The sequence below is a fragment of the Qipengyuania citrea genome (assembly GCF_024171405.1).
Classification (GTDB): Bacteria; Pseudomonadota; Alphaproteobacteria; order Sphingomonadales; family Sphingomonadaceae; genus Qipengyuania; species Qipengyuania profunda.
This window is the reverse complement of the sequence record NZ_JALJZT010000002.1, coordinates 1474181-1488371: the sequence shown is the minus strand read 5'-3', so window position 1 is coordinate 1488371 and position 14191 is coordinate 1474181. Positions and strand designations below refer to the sequence as shown.

Genomic DNA, 14191 nt, shown 5'->3' with positions numbered 1-14191 from the left:
GGAAGCGCGGATGCGCTTCCCGCACCCGACAAAGACTCCTCCAACCCCCCTTTGCCCCGGCCACAATTCCCCCTAAGGCCCCCGCATGAGCGAAACCGTTTCCTTCGGCTACGAAGATATCGATGCCGCGGAAAAGACCGGCCGCGTGGGCGAGGTCTTTTCCAATGTTGCCGCCAAATACGATGTGATGAACGACGCCATGAGCGCGGGCATGCACCGGTTGTGGAAGGACCGTTTCGTCAAGCGGGTGAAGCCGCAGCCGGGCGAGACGATCCTCGACATGGCGGGCGGCACGGGCGACATCGCCTTCCGCATGGCCCAGCACGGCGCCAGCGTGACCGTGTCCGACATCAACCAGGACATGCTCGATGTCGGCATCGAACGCGCGATGGAACGCGGGATCGACGGCCTTGTCTGGTCGCGCCAGAATGCCGAGGAACTGAGCTTTTCCAGCCGTATCTTCGATGCCTATACGATCGCGTTCGGCATCCGCAACGTCACGCATATCGACCGCGCGCTGAAGGAAGCGCACCGCGTGCTCAAGTTCGGCGGGCGCTTCTACTGCCTCGAATTCAGCACTGTCGAATGGCCCGGTTTCAAGGAAGCCTACGACCTCTATTCGCACAAGCTGGTGCCGCAGATCGGCAAGGCCATCGCCAATGACGAGGACAGCTATCGCTACCTCGTCGAATCGATCCGCCGCTTCCCCGACATGCCCGGTTTCGAGCGCATGATCCGCGATGCGGGCTTCGAGAATACCCGCGTCGAGCCGATCATGGGCGGTCTTGTCGCGATCCACTCAGGGTGGAAGGTCTAAAGGGTGGCCAGACCCTCGACGCATATCCTGCGCCTGCTCAAGTGGGGCCGCACGCTGGCGCGCCACGGGGCGCTGCGCGGGATCGAGAACGATCCCAACACGCCGCCGCAGGTAAAGCGCCTCGCGCGGATTGCCCGTTTCGGCACGGTGCAGCCCAAAGAGCCCGACTATGCGGGCGCCTTTCGCGATATCGGCCCCGCCGCGATCAAGCTGGGGCAGACGCTGGCCACGCGGCCCGACCTCGTCGGCGAGGATGCCGCGCGCAACCTCCTGACCCTGCAGGACAATCTTCCCCCGGTCGATTTCGAAGAAATCAAGTCGAGCATCGAAGCCAGTTTCGAGCAGCCGCTCGAGACGCTGTGGGCCGATTTCGATCCCGTGCCCGTGGGGGCGGCGTCGATCGCGCAGGTCCACCGCGCGGTGACGAATGACGGCCGGCAGGTCGCAGTGAAAGTGCTGCGCCCCGGCGTGCGCGAACGCTTCGCGCGCGATATCGGCACTTATGAATGGGCCGCCGCGCATCTCGAACGCTTCGGCGGCGAAGCTGCGCGGCTGCGCCCGCGGCTGATCATCGCCAATTTCAAGCGCTGGACCAATCGCGAGCTCGATCTGCGGCGCGAGGCGGCCAGCGCGTCCGAACTGGCCGAGCATATGGTCGGCACGGCGGGCTATGACATTCCGGGTATCGACTGGGACCGCACCAATGGCCGCGTGCTGACGGTCGACTGGATCGACGGGATCAAGATCAGCGATGTCGCCGCGCTGAAGGCTGCGGGACACGATACCAAGGACCTCGCCAGCCGGTTGGTGCTCGCATTTCTCAAGCAGGCGATCGCGGCAGGTTTCTTCCACGCGGATATGCACCAGGGCAATCTGTTCGTGAAAGCCGACGGGACGATCGCCGCGATCGATTTCGGGATCATGGGGCGGATCGACCGCCGCGCGCGGATGTGGCTGGCGGAAATCCTCTACGGGCTGACGACGGGCAACTACAAACGCGTCGCCGAAATCCATTTCGAGGCGCAATACGTGCCCAGCTATCACAATGTCGACGAGTTCGCGACCGCGCTGCGCGCGGTGGGCGAGCCGATGCGCGGCAAGCCGGTGAGCGAACTTTCGGTCGGCCAGATGCTCGACGGGCTGTTCGCGATCACGCGCGATTTCGACATGCAGACGCAGCCGCATTTGCTGTTGCTGCAAAAGACCATGGTGATGGTCGAGGGCATCGCCACGCAGCTCGATCCCACGATCAACATGTGGGATGTCAGCGCGCCCTATGTGCGCAGCTGGATTCGCGACGAGCTCGGCCCCGAAGCGGCGATCGCCGATCGCATCCGCGAAGATACCGCGACCTTCCTGCGGATCCCCGAACTGGTGCGCCGGATCGAGGATCGTTTCCCGCCCAAGGGCGGCGCGCCCGAGCCGCCCCCGCTCCCCGATATCGAATTGATGGGGGAAAGGCGCCGCCGCAAGGAGCATGATCGCGGCTGGCTGGGCTATGCCGTTGCGGCAGTGGCAGGGGGGCTCGCTACATGGGCAGCGATAACGCAGGGGTGGATCGGCTAGGCAGCGGCGGCGCGGTGCCCGCCTGGGACCGCTTCGCCCATTGGGGGGCATGGCCCGCGCGGGTGTTGCTCGCGCTGGCGGCGATCCTGCTGGTGCTCGCCGCGCTGACGCCATTGGCAGTCGATCGCGATGAGACGGCAGCGCCCGCATCGAGTCCGGCGCAGAGCACACCGGCAGCCAGCGCCGAACCCCCGCGCGACGACGATCTCGCCTTCTACGATGCCGTGATCGAGCGGATTGCGCGCGGCGAGGCCTATTACGACTTCATCGTCGAGGAACAGCGCGCGCACGATTATCCCGTGCGCCCCGGCTTTGCCGTGCGCCTGCCCACGCTCGCCTATGTCCATGCATGGCTGGGCGAGGGCGGCATGATCGCGCTGGCGATCGCCCTGATGGCGGCGACCGTGTGGGCATGGTGGCGGCGGCTGGGCGAAGAACCCGGCGGCCCGCGGATGCGCCGGGTCGGCGCCGCGCTGATGCTGATGGGCGCATCGCTCGGCCTCAACCGCTATTACTTCGTCCTGCACGAATTGTGGGCGGGGATGCTCGTCGCGCTGGCCTTCGGCCTCCATCGGCCGGGCCGCTGGGGCTGGTCGCTGGCAGTCGCCGCACTGGCGCTGGCGATCCGCGAACATGCCCTGCCGTTCGTGCTGTTGCTGGGGGCAATGGCCGTGTGGCGCCGCGACTGGAAGGAAGCCGCGGCATGGGGCGCGCTGATCGCGGTCTTCCTCGGCGCGATCACGTGGCATTGGGCGCAGCTCGCGCCGCAGGTGGCGCCGGGCGATCCCTCCAGCCCTGATTGGCTGGTGCTGCGCGGGCTGTCGGGCTGGCTTGGCAATATCGTGCTGAGTTCGAACCTGCGCTTCCTGCCGCATGCCATCGCGGGTCCGCTGGTCGTGCTGATGGTGCTCGGCTGGGCCGGTTGGAAATCCCCAGCAGGGACCACGGGTACTTTGCTTTATCTCGGCTATGGCCTCGCCTTCATGCTCGCCGGGCGGGCGAACAATTTCTACTGGGGCGCGGTGGTCGCGCCGGCCATGTTCATCGGTCTCGCTTTCCTGCCAATGGCGCTTTCCTCGCTGATGCGCTCCGCGCGGGGGCGGGCATGACCTTGCCCGCACGGCCGCTGTCGCGCCTGCCGCGCTGGGCGGCGCTGGCGCTGGTATTGGTGACGCTGCTTGCAGCTGTGTGGAACAGCTTTGCGCTGGAAACGCGCAACACCGCGCATGAGGCGGATGTCGCCGAGCGGCTTGGCCGCGGCGAGCGGGTCGATATGGACCTCTACCGCGCGATCAATGCGCGCGTTGCCGCGGGCGAGGATTACTATGCGGCGGCGGCGATCGAGCATCGCAGCTTCGCCATGCCCACCAGCCCCTTCGTGACCGTGCGCACGCCCGTGCTGGCGTGGACAAGCGCGCTATGGGGCGAAGACGGCTGGCGGATCATCGCGGTAGTCCTATGGGCCGCCAATATCCTCGCCTGGTTCGTGGCCTTGCGCGATCGGGGGCGGTTCGAAGGATTGGCGGGGGCGGGCCTTGCCGGTCTGTTCGGCATGGTCTCGTTTATTGCCGATATCCCGTTCAGCCATGAAATCCTTGCCGGGATGATGCTGTCGCTCGCGCTGGCGCTTGCCGCGCGCAATGCCCCGATAGGCGGGCTCCTGCTCGCGACCTGCGCAGTGGCACTGCGCGAACTGGCGCTGCCCTTCCTGCTCGCCTGGGGCGCAGTTGCCCTGGTGGCGCAAGACCGGCGACAGGCGCGCGCGATCGCCGTGGTTCTCGCGCTGCTCGCGCTCGGGCTGGCGCTGCACGCTGCGGCGGTGGCGAGTATCCGCCAGCCCGGCGATCTCGTCTCCTCCGGGTGGCACGGGCTGCTGGGCCCCGCCTTGCCGCTCTACGGCATCCATATCTCCACCCTGCTGCAGACACTCCCGACCTGGCTCGCGGGACCGCTGGGGGTGCTCCCGCTGCTCGGCTGGTTTGCCGCAGGCGGCAGGCTGGGCGCGCTGGCCAGCCTGTGGTTCGCCGGGTTCATCGCCGCCGCCGCGATCTTCGCGCGGCAGGAGAACCTTTACTGGATGGGGCTGTTCATTCCCGCCTACGGGGTCGGCCTCGCCTTCCTGCCGTGCGCTGTCGCCGATCTCGCCGTAGCGCTCAGGCGTCCTTCTTCGGCCAGCCCCACGCCCGCATCGCCAGGACGATGACAAGGCAATGGAACGCCTCCACGCCCACCGGCACGATCCAGCCCTCATAGGGGCCCTGCGCCACCAGGTTGATAAGGCGACCGGTCAACGCAATGCCGAACAGGCCCAGCGCGGGCAGCATTACGTCGCCGCGCCGCTTCCACGCGCCCCAGGCGAGCGACAAGGCCGTGACATAGAAGAACGCGGTCATATCCCCGCGCAGCGTCGATTCGCCGTGCGTGGTGACGATAGCAATGCCGAAATCGGCTGCCGCACTGTCCGGGTCGACCAGGAAACTCGTCCCCAGCACCAGGTCGAGTATCGCCAGCGCGAGTAGTATCGCGCTTAGAATCACATGCATCGGAACCTCCCCCGTTTCCGTTTTTTTCACCTCGTAAGGTTAAGGCGTAATGGGAAAAACGCCAGCGCAACCCGCTGGCCATGATCGATGGGGGGCGCTAGCAAGCGCAGCGATGACACAATGGGTATCCATTCGCCGATCCGCGCGGACCCGCGCGAGCATGCCTCAAGCCGCAGGGCGCACCGCATGAGCGGTCCGCGGATCCTGCTCGTCATCGGCGGGGGCATCGCGGCCTACAAGGCGTGCGAGCTTGTCCGCCTGATCCGCAAGGCGGGCGGCGAGGTGACCTGCGTGCTGACCGAAGGCGGCCAGCAATTCGTCACCCCGATGGCGCTCGCCGCGCTGAGCGAGAACAAGGTTTATACCTCGCTGTTCGATCTCAAGGACGAGGTCGAGATGGGCCATATCCAGCTCAGCCGCGAGGCCGACCTGGTGGTCGTATGCCCCGCCACCGCCGATATGCTGGCAAAAATGGCGGCGGGCATTGCCGACGATCTGGCGACCACGCTGATCCTCGCCACCGACAAGCCGGTGCTGACCGTTCCGGCGATGAATGTGAAGATGTGGGAACATCACGCGACCCAGCGCAATGCCGATTGGCTGCGGCAGGCGGGCGTCGCGGTGATGGATCCCGACGAAGGCCCGATGGCCTGCGGGGAATTCGGTCCCGGGCGGATGCCCGAACCGCCCGCGATTCTGGGCCGCATCGCCGCGGAGCTCGATCTCGATATCGAAGTGCCCGAACTGGCCCCGCCTGCTGCGGCGCAGCTCGCCGCGCCGGTGGCGCAGGCACCTGTGGACGATGTCCTCACGGCGCGCGAACCCGAAGCGGAAGCGGAGGTCGAGGAACAGGCCGAAGCTGACATCGAGGCCGAAGATGAGGGCGAAGCCGAACAGGGCGGCGGCGGGCTGGGCGAACTGCTCTCGATGATCATCCCGCGCTCGACCGAGCAGCGCAGCCATGACGAGATCGAGGCCGATCTCGAAGCCGAGCCCGAATCCGAAGCCGAACCGGAGCCGGATATGCCCGGCCCGCTGGATCCGCTCGACGTGCCCATCCCCGAGGGCGCCGATGCCGGGCCGATCCTCGCCAAAAAGGGCAAGGCGTCGTCCGCCCCGCCGACCGATCCCGCAGCGCTCGGTTTCGATCCGGCGGCGCAGGAAGCGCGCGCCATGCCGCAGCAGATCGCCAATGATGTGCAGACCGCGGAAATTGCCTTCGACGATTCGCCGCTCGCCGGGCAGGCCGCCTTCGATCCCGATCCCGAGCACCGCCCGCTTTACGGCAAGCATGTGCTGATCACCGCCGGACCGACGCATGAACCGATCGATCCGGTGCGCTATATCGCCAACCGGTCGAGCGGAAAGCAGGGCTTTTCGATTGCCGCCATGGCCGCCGCTGCCGGTGCGCGGGTCACGCTGATCGCGGGACCGGTGCATTTGCCCACCCCGGTGGGTGTCGACCGCGTTGATGTCGAAACCGCCGAGGATATGGCCGAGGAAGTGCGCCGCGCATTGCCGGTCGATATCGCCTTCATGGTTGCTGCGGTCGCCGACTGGAAGAGCCGCCATGTCGCGGGCGAGAAAATGAAGAAGCGCGGCTCCGCACCGCCCGCGCTGATCCTGGCCGAGAACCCCGATATCCTCGCGGGCACTGCGGCAGGGCGCAAGCGGCCGACCTTGCTGATCGGTTTCGCCGCCGAGACCGAGAATGTGATCGAAAACGCCAAGTCGAAGCGCAAGCGCAAGGGCGCCGACTGGATCATCGCCAACAATGTCTCGAGCAATGAAGGCAACAGCGTGATGGGCGGCGATCTCAACCAGGTTCATATCGTCACCTCGGGCGGGGTCGAAAGCCTGCCCGAAATGCCCAAGGAAGACGTTGCGCGCGAACTGGTGCGCCGCGCCGCCGCCGCGCTCGCCCCCGTAGAGGACGACCATGACTGATCCCGTGGGTGTGCGTCTCAAACGCTTGCCGCATGGCGAGGGGCTGGCCCTGCCCGCCTATGCCACCAGCGATGCGGCGGGGATGGATGTGCTCGCAGCCGAAGATTGCGTGATCGCGCCTGGCCAGCGGCATGCGGTGGCAACCGGTCTCGCCGTGGCAATCCCGCAAGGGTACGAGATCCAGGTGCGCCCGCGCTCGGGCCTTGCACTCAAACACGGCATTACCGTGCCCAATACGCCCGGCACGATCGACAGCGATTATCGCGGCGAGCTCAAGGTAATCCTGATCAACCACGGCGCCGGCGACTTTGCGATCCAGCGCGGCGACCGGATCGCGCAGCTGGTCCTTGCGCCCGTCACGCAGGCCGCGTGGGAAGAGGTCGACGAACTGGACACCACCACGCGCGGCGCGGGCGGGTTCGGTTCGACTGGCGGTCACGCCAAGCTCGCCTGACCCGCGCATGAAAAAGGGCGGCCCGATCCGGAACCGCCCTCTCTCGTCTCATCCCGTCCGGGAAGCTATCGTCAGTCTTCGATCCGGCGCACGGTGGTCTTTTCCGGCGCGATCGAGATGCGCACCGTCTCACCCGAATTGCCGGGGAAATCGGTAAACATAGCTTCGACCAGGTTCGGCACCAGATATTGCAGCCGGTTCGAGGTCGATACGGCCTGCGCCTCGCCTTCGAACAGGCGCTCGCCGGTGGCTGCGCGGTCGATCTTCAGATCGATGCCGCTGGTATAGACGGTGTAGCTGCGCACTTCGGGCCCGCCGAACCACGGATCGTTGAAGCCGTAGCCCCAATGGCTGCCGTAATAGCGCGGGCTGTAATAGCCCGGACGCGCGCGGTAGCCGCGTGCGGTGTAGCCGTACCAGGGCGAATAGAACGGATCGCGGAAGCCCGTCGAACGCACGCGCTCGCGGCCCTTGTCGACCGTGTAGTCGAACCGCACCAGCAGCGATGCGTCATCGACCGAAGCCGCCTGCGTATAGCCAAGGCGCGTCATCTGCGCTTCGACGAGATCGGCATATTGCGCGAACTCGAGCCCGCCGGCGAGCGCCGGGTCATCGGCGACCACGGCATAGCTTTCGCCCTGCGGGGCGGGCAGCTGCGACTGGAAGCGCGAAACATCCGCTTTGAACGGGGTGGCACAGGCTGCAAGGCCCGCGAGGATCATGGGAACGGAGGCGAGCTTGAGTTTGCGCCCCCAACCCTGTTTCAGGTTGGTCATACTCAATACCTTTCGAGTAACGGGCGGGGAATACACGATTTTCCACGCCCGTGCAGCCCGCCAATCTGCCGCGCTGGATTGGCGGCGAATGTCCGGGGATTTAGCGGTCCGTCGATGAACCCGGATTGAATATCCCGATTCACATATGTTGCACCGGTGCGCGCGTCAGCGAACGAGGCCGAGCGCGGTGTAAGCCGCATCGAGCGTCGGGCGGCCCAACTCGCGCGCATGGCTGGCACCGCGCGCAAGGATCGCATCGAGCGCCTCGCGATCGCCGAGCAGCTCGTTGAAGCGCGTCGAGATCGGGCGCAGCGTCTCGACCAGCAATTCGCCCAGCGCGGGCTTGAACTTGCCAAAACCCTCGCCCCCGAACTCGCCCAGCACCGCATCGACCGTATTCTCGGTGACTGCGGCGTAGATGGTCACCAGGTTCAGCGCTTCGGGTCGGCCGACCAGGCCCTTGGCCTCGCTCGGCAGCGGTTCGGGGTCGGTCTTGGCCTTCTTGACCTTCTTCATCACCGTGTCGGCATCGTCGGCCAGCTCGATCCGGCTCATTTCGGACGGGTCGGATTTGCTCATCTTCTTCGACCCGTCGCGCAGGCTCATGATCCGCGCAGCCTGCGGCGGGGTGATCGCTTCGGGCAGGGTGAAGACCGGCGCATCCTCGCTGGCGAAATCGTTGTTGAACTTCTGCGCAATGTCGCGCGCCAGCTCGAGATGCTGTTTCTGGTCTTCGCCCACCGGCACATGCGTGGTCTGGTAGAGCAGCACGTCGGCCGCCTGCAGCACGGGATAGCCGAACAGCGCGACCGACTGGCCTTCGCGGTTCTTGCCTGCCTTGTCCTTCCACTGCGTCATGCGGTTGAGCCAGCCCATCCGCGCGGTGCCGTTGAGCAGCCATTGCAGTTCGGCATGCGCGGGCACCTGCGCCTGGTTGAACAATACGCTGCGCTGCGGGTCGATCCCGCAGGCAACGACGGCCGCAGCCATTTCGAGCGTGGCCTTGTGCAACTCGGTCGGGGTGTGCGGCATCGAAATGGCGTGCAGATCGGCGAGGAAGAACAGGCATTGTTCGCCGTCCTTCATCTCGTCCTGCATGCGCACCCAATTGCGGATCGCCCCGAGGTAATTCCCGAGGTGGAGATTGCCGGTGGGCTGGATGCCGGAGACTACCCGCATTTCAGGGCGCATGAATTCTCTCAATCAAGTTCAGGTCTGGCGGCGCAGCAGCCGGGCGATCGTATCCCGGTCGAGGACCCCCAGAAGGAAGGCCGCGATGCCGTAGACCGCGCTGCCCGTCAATGTCACCGCGGCAATCCCGCCGGTGCGTTCGAGCACCGTGCCGTCGAACCACGGGTCGAGCGGGTCCATCAGCAGCCACAGCGCCGCCCCCATCGCCAGCGCGGCGATCGCGATCCGCACGATGCGCCCCGCAATCCGCGGCGGCAGGCGGAAATATCCGCGCCGGGCAAGGATCGCATAAAGCAGCGCGACATTGCACCATGCGCCGATCGACCCCGCTATCGCCAGCGCCAGCACGCCCAGGCGCGGGACCAGCAGGATGTTGAGGCCCACCGTGATCACCAGCGAGACCGCGGCAGTGAAGACCGGGGTGCGGGTGTCCTTGCGGGCGAAGAAATTGGGCGTCAGCACCTTGACCAGCACATAGGCGGGCAGCCCGATGACCAGCCCGCTGACCACCGTGCCGGTAATCATCGCGTCTTCCACGCTGAACGCGCCGCCGGCGAAGAACACGCGGGTGAAGGCGCTTCCCGCGACGAACAGCGCGACCGCGGCCGGCACGGTCAGCAGCATCGCCAGCTCGATCGCATTCGATTGCAGGCGCTGCGCCTCGGCATCTTCGGAGCGCGCGAGATAGCGCGACAGCGCGGGCAGGATCGCGGTGCCCAGCGCGATGCCGATGATGCCCAGCGGCAGCTGGTTCCAGCGGTCGGCCATTGCGAGATAGGTATAGCTGCCGACCTGCAGCGTGGAGAGGAAGAACAGGTCGACGAAGCGGCTGATCTGGTAGATCCCCGCGCCGAACACGGCAGGCACGATCAATATGCCCAGCTCCTTCACCCCCGGCGATACGCGCGGCAGGACCATGCGGATGCGAAAGCCCGCGCGGTGCATCCAGAACGACAGCCAGACCAGCTGGAGCAGCCCCGAGGCGCTGAGCGCGACCGATTGCCAGAAGGCGGTTTCGCGCCGCGCCATCACGCTGTCGCCGAGCGATGCGCCATAGAGCAGCGCGGCAATCAGGCAGAGGTTGAGCAGGATCGGTGCCGCCGCCGCCGCGGCAAAGCGCGAGAGCGAATTGAGCACTGCGGCGACCAGCGTCGCAAGGCTCATGAACAGCAGGTAGGGAAAGGTGATCTGCGCCATCATCACCGCGATCGGCAAGGCCTCGGGATCGCGTTCGAGCCCTTCGGGCGCGAAATAGGCGACCACCCACGGCATCACCATCATCGCAATCGCGCCGAACACGATCAGGATCGGCAGCAGGATCGACAGCACGCTTTCGGCAAAGCGCTGCGCTTCGCTTCGCCCTTCGACCATGCGCCGGTTGAACAGCGGCACGAAGGCGCTGGCGAAGGCGCCCTCGGCAAACAGCCGGCGGAAGATATTGGGCAGCATGAACGCGAGCTGCCACGCATCGCCCATCGGCGTCGCGCCCAGCACGCGCGCGACCAGAATGTCGCGCACGAAGCCGAACACGCGGCTGACCGCGGTCAGCCCGCCGATCGTCCCGACGTTCTTGAGCAGGCTCACGCGTCAGAGCCCCGGCTGCGGTTCAGCGCCCTATGCCTCGCCGGCGGGCGGGATCGCGCCTTCGCCCTGCTGCTGTTCCTGCGCGCGCGCGGCCAGCTGCTGCTGGTAGAGCGCACCGAAATCCATCGGATCGAGCATCAGCGGCGGGAAGCCCGCGTCGCGGCTGGCATCGGCAATCACGCGGCGGGCGAAGGGGAACAGGATGCGCGGCGCTTCGGCGAACAGGAACGCGTGCGCGTGCTCGTCGGGCAGGTTGCGCATGCCCATCAACCCGCAATAGTCGAGGTCGATGAGGTAGAGATTACCCTGGCTGGTCTTGGCGGTGCAGGTCACCTTGAGCGTGACTTCGTGCACATCGTCGGCGACCTTGTCGGCGGCGATATTGACCTGCACGTCGAGCTGCGGCTGCTCGGTCCACTGGAAGCAGGCCGGGGCATTGGGGTTCTCGACCGAAAGGTCCTTGATATATTGCGAGATCACGCCTGCGCTGGGCTGCGTGTCGGCCCCATTGGCGCCGGCTGCGGGATCCATGTTGAGGTCGGTGAGAACGTCGCCTTCGTCGGCCATGAGAATTCGCTTTCCAATTATCCGATTTTGCTGGTCGCGCGCGCTGCCATGGGCCGCGCCGGACCGTCGGTGCGCGCGACTAGCACTGTCGGGCGCGCGTAGCAATCCGCAGCCCGCGACCGCGCGCAGCGCGGGCTCCCGTTCATCGCAGGACCATTGCCGGTTTGTATTTCTTTCCTATCTAGGGCAGGACAAATGTTGGACTGCCGGGGGCGTTGCCGCCGGAATGAAGTTGGGAAGCAGGTTATTACCGTGATCACCGAGATCGTCATCCTCGCCATGATCGCCGCCTTTCTCGGGCTGCGGCTCTATTCGGTGCTCGGCCGCCGGTCGGAGCACGAGGAAGAGGCGATTCCGCACCGTTTCGAACGCAGCGATACCCCGCCGCAGGCAGACAATGCGCCGCGCGCGGTCCGTCAGCCGGTGGTGCTGCGCGCGGGCGACAACCGCGCCCCGGCCAATGAAGCGGGTATCCGCGCGATTGCCGCCGCCGAACCGGGCTTCGACCTGCTCGGCTTCCTCGACGGGGCGAAGAGCGCTTATGGCGTGATCCTCGAAGCCTTCTGGAAGGGCGACAAGGACACGCTGCGCCAACTGACCGACGACGATGTCTATGACAGCTTCGCCGGTGCGATCGACGCGCGCGAGGCAGCGGGAGAAACGCTCGACAACCGCCTCATCCGGATCGAGGACGCGACCGTGCGATCGGCCGAAATCGATGGCCGTACCGCGCGCATCGCGGTATTGTTCGTCGCCGATATCGCTGCCGTGACACGCGACAGCGACGGCACCGTCATCGCCGGCTCGCTCGACGATGCGATCGAAAGCCGCGACGTGTGGACTTTCAGTCGCCATGTCGGTGCTGCCAATCCCAACTGGATCCTCGACGAGACCGACGAGGGCTGACGCTCCGCGCAACCCGGGGAGGGACAATGCGCTATCTGCTGGTGATCGCGGCAACCATGATGTTGGCCGCCTGCGTGCGCATGGTACCCGACACCGCGCCCAAAGTGGCGGTTCCGCTGCCGCCGGGTACCGTATCCAGCGCCGCTTTTTCGCCGCTGGTGCGCGGGGTCGATGTCGATGCGCTGGGAATTACCCCCGATGATGCCGGCACCGCGCTCGTGTCCTTCCTCGAATCCTGCCCGGCCGTGCTTACGCGCGAGGACCAGAGCGGGCTGACCTTCGCCGAGGACTGGCGCCCCGCCTGCGAGGCCGCGACAAGCTGGCCGGTGTCCGATGCGCGGCGCTTCTTCACCAGCTATTTCGAAACCGCGCGGGTCGGCGATGGCGCGGCCTTCGCCACCGGCTATTTCGAACCCGAGATACGCGGGAGCCGCACGCGCGCGCCCCGCTACGACGTGCCGATCTACGCCCCGCCGCCCGAACTCGTCCGCGCATGGCCCGAAGACGTGCCCGAAAGCGAACGCACCGGCCGGCCGCCGCTGGGTCGGTATGATGCCAGCGGCAAGTTCGTGCTGTTCTACGACCGCACCCAGATCGAACTCGGCGCGCTGGCCAATCGCGGGCTCGAGATCGCCTGGGCCGCCGATCCGGTCGAATTCTTCTTTCTCCAGATCCAGGGCTCGGGGCTGGTCCGCCTGCCAGATGGCGAGTTGATGCGGATCGGCTATGCGGCGCAGAACGGGCGCGAATATGTCGGCATCGGGCGCGTCATGCGCGAACGCGGGATGATCGGCGAGGGCACGCCCTATGCCACCTCGATGCAGGGCATCATGGAGTATATCCGCGACAATCCTGCCGATGGACGCGACATCATGCGGCTCAACAAGAGCTGGATTTTCTTCCGCGAACTCAACACAGACGGCCCGCTGGGTTCGCTTGGCGTACCCGTGCGGCGCGAAGCCTCGGTCGCGGTCGATCCGCTGTTCGTCCCCTACGGGGCGCCGGTCTTCCTCGACATGGATCGCGGCGTCGCCGACGGTCTGTGGATCGCGCAGGATACGGGCGGGGCGATCAAGGGCGCCAACCGCTTCGATACCTTCTGGGGCAATGGCGCCGATGCGCGCGAGATCGCGGGCGGCATGAGCGCGCGCGGGTCGGCGCTGGTACTCCTGCCACGCGGCACGCTCGACCGCCTTGAATCGCGCCGGTGAGTTCCCCGCGCGGTTTATCTTCCGAAGAGGCGGAGGCGTGGGAAAAGCTGGCTGCCACCGTGGCCCCGCTGCATCCGCGCAAACCGGTGCAGCCGAAAGCGGTTGTCGCGCCCAAGCCGCCCGCACCGCCCAAACCGGTCAGACGCGCGCCCGTGCCACCACCCCGGCCAGCGCCGATAGCGCCGCCCAAACCGGTCGCGGTGCAGGACCGCGGGCTCGATTCGCATTGGGACCGGCGGCTCAAATCGGGGACACTCCAGCCCGAACTCACGCTCGACCTGCATGGCCACAATCTTGACGCCGCCTATGACCGCCTGATGAGCGGGGTGGCGCAGGCCCGGGCCATCGGCGCGCGCACGATCCTGCTGGTGACAGGGAAAGCGCGTCCGGTCGAAGCGGCGGACCGTGCGTCGCGGCGCGGTGCAATCCGCGCCAAGGTGCTCGACTGGCTGGCCGCCTCGAGCCACCATTCCGCTATCGCCGCCGTGCGCCGCGCGCACCAGCGCCATGGCGGCGACGGCGCGCTATATATCGTCCTCAAGCGCGAACGCTGATCGGACGGCCCAGGGCCGGCGACCGCGCGGGGCAACAACCCACGAAATGTGACAAATTGTGCGCCAGAGGCGCGA

14 protein-coding genes are annotated in these 14191 nt (G+C 66.6%); 9 read left to right on the top strand and 5 right to left on the bottom strand.

Annotation, left to right across the window (positions count from 1 at the left end; translation table 11 throughout):
- The first annotated feature begins 85 nt into the window (after positions 1–85).
- From J2S32_RS08135 to J2S32_RS08120, 4 genes are read left to right on the top strand one after another with little or no spacing between them, the layout of a single operon-like run.
- Positions 86–817: a class I SAM-dependent methyltransferase gene (locus tag J2S32_RS08135; RefSeq protein WP_253520163.1), complete on the top strand. Its 732-nt coding sequence runs from the start codon at positions 86–88 to the stop codon at positions 815–817.
- 3 nt (positions 818–820) lie between these two features.
- Positions 821–2383, top strand: coding sequence for a 2-polyprenylphenol 6-hydroxylase (gene ubiB, locus J2S32_RS08130; protein ID WP_253520161.1), 1563 nt, complete (start codon positions 821–823; stop codon positions 2381–2383).
- Positions 2350–3492 (top strand): hypothetical protein, encoded by a 1143-nt coding sequence (locus J2S32_RS08125; RefSeq protein ID WP_253520154.1) that lies wholly within the window; start codon positions 2350–2352, stop codon positions 3490–3492. Before ubiB ends, J2S32_RS08125 begins: the two co-directional genes overlap by 34 nt.
- Positions 3489–4586 carry a hypothetical protein gene (locus tag J2S32_RS08120; RefSeq protein WP_253520152.1) on the top strand — a complete coding sequence of 366 codons (1098 nt, stop codon included), beginning with the start codon at positions 3489–3491 and terminating at the stop codon, positions 4584–4586. Before J2S32_RS08125 ends, J2S32_RS08120 begins: the two co-directional genes overlap by 4 nt.
- On the opposite strand, the gene J2S32_RS08115 is transcribed toward J2S32_RS08120, so the two are convergent.
- Positions 4537–4926: a hypothetical protein gene (locus tag J2S32_RS08115; RefSeq protein WP_253520150.1), complete on the bottom strand. Its 390-nt coding sequence runs from the start codon at positions 4924–4926 to the stop codon at positions 4537–4539. The genes J2S32_RS08120 and J2S32_RS08115 overlap by 50 nt on opposite strands.
- Before the next feature lie 186 nt (positions 4927–5112).
- Here J2S32_RS08115 and J2S32_RS08110 point away from each other — a divergent pair, with 186 nt between their 5' ends.
- Both J2S32_RS08110 and dut read left to right on the top strand, forming a co-directional pair.
- Positions 5113–6873 carry a bifunctional phosphopantothenoylcysteine decarboxylase/phosphopantothenate synthase gene (locus J2S32_RS08110; RefSeq protein WP_253520148.1) on the top strand — a complete coding sequence of 587 codons (1761 nt, stop codon included), beginning with the start codon at positions 5113–5115 and terminating at the stop codon, positions 6871–6873.
- Positions 6866–7327, top strand: a complete 462-nt coding sequence (dut, locus tag J2S32_RS08105; protein WP_253520146.1) for a dUTP diphosphatase — start codon at positions 6866–6868, stop codon at positions 7325–7327. Before J2S32_RS08110 ends, dut begins: the two co-directional genes overlap by 8 nt.
- 71 nt (positions 7328–7398) lie before the next feature.
- Here the strand turns inward: dut and J2S32_RS08100 are convergent, their stop codons facing one another.
- The 4 genes from J2S32_RS08100 to secB form a co-directional block, all read right to left on the bottom strand.
- Positions 7399–8103, bottom strand: a complete 705-nt coding sequence (locus J2S32_RS08100; protein ID WP_253520141.1) for a DUF4136 domain-containing protein — start codon at positions 8101–8103, stop codon at positions 7399–7401.
- A gap of 165 nt (positions 8104–8268) precedes the next feature.
- Positions 8269–9282: a tryptophan--tRNA ligase gene (gene trpS, locus J2S32_RS08095; RefSeq protein WP_253520139.1), complete on the bottom strand. Its 1014-nt coding sequence runs from the start codon at positions 9280–9282 to the stop codon at positions 8269–8271.
- A 30-nt stretch (positions 9283–9312) separates the two neighbouring features.
- Positions 9313–10878, bottom strand: coding sequence for a murein biosynthesis integral membrane protein MurJ (gene murJ / locus J2S32_RS08090; protein ID WP_253520136.1), 1566 nt, complete (start codon positions 10876–10878; stop codon positions 9313–9315).
- 30 nt (positions 10879–10908) lie between these two features.
- On the bottom strand, positions 10909–11445 hold the full coding sequence (gene secB / locus J2S32_RS08085; RefSeq protein WP_253520134.1) for a protein-export chaperone SecB: 537 nt from the start codon (positions 11443–11445) through the stop codon (positions 10909–10911).
- A 252-nt stretch (positions 11446–11697) separates the two neighbouring features.
- On the opposite strand from secB, the gene J2S32_RS08080 reads away from it, so the two are divergent.
- From J2S32_RS08080 to J2S32_RS08070, 3 genes are read left to right on the top strand one after another with little or no spacing between them, the layout of a single operon-like run.
- The gene (locus tag J2S32_RS08080) at positions 11698–12351 is read left to right on the top strand and encodes a Tim44/TimA family putative adaptor protein (RefSeq protein ID WP_253520132.1); all 654 of its coding nucleotides are present in this window, start codon (positions 11698–11700) and stop codon (positions 12349–12351) included.
- A 26-nt stretch (positions 12352–12377) separates the two neighbouring features.
- A complete protein-coding gene (gene mltA, locus J2S32_RS08075; RefSeq protein WP_253520120.1) occupies positions 12378–13562 on the top strand; it encodes a murein transglycosylase A in 1185 nt (394 codons plus the stop codon).
- On the top strand, positions 13559–14116 hold the full coding sequence (locus J2S32_RS08070; RefSeq protein ID WP_253520117.1) for a Smr/MutS family protein: 558 nt from the start codon (positions 13559–13561) through the stop codon (positions 14114–14116). The genes mltA and J2S32_RS08070 overlap by 4 nt, the downstream gene beginning before the upstream one ends.
- Positions 14117–14191 lie beyond the last annotated feature (75 nt).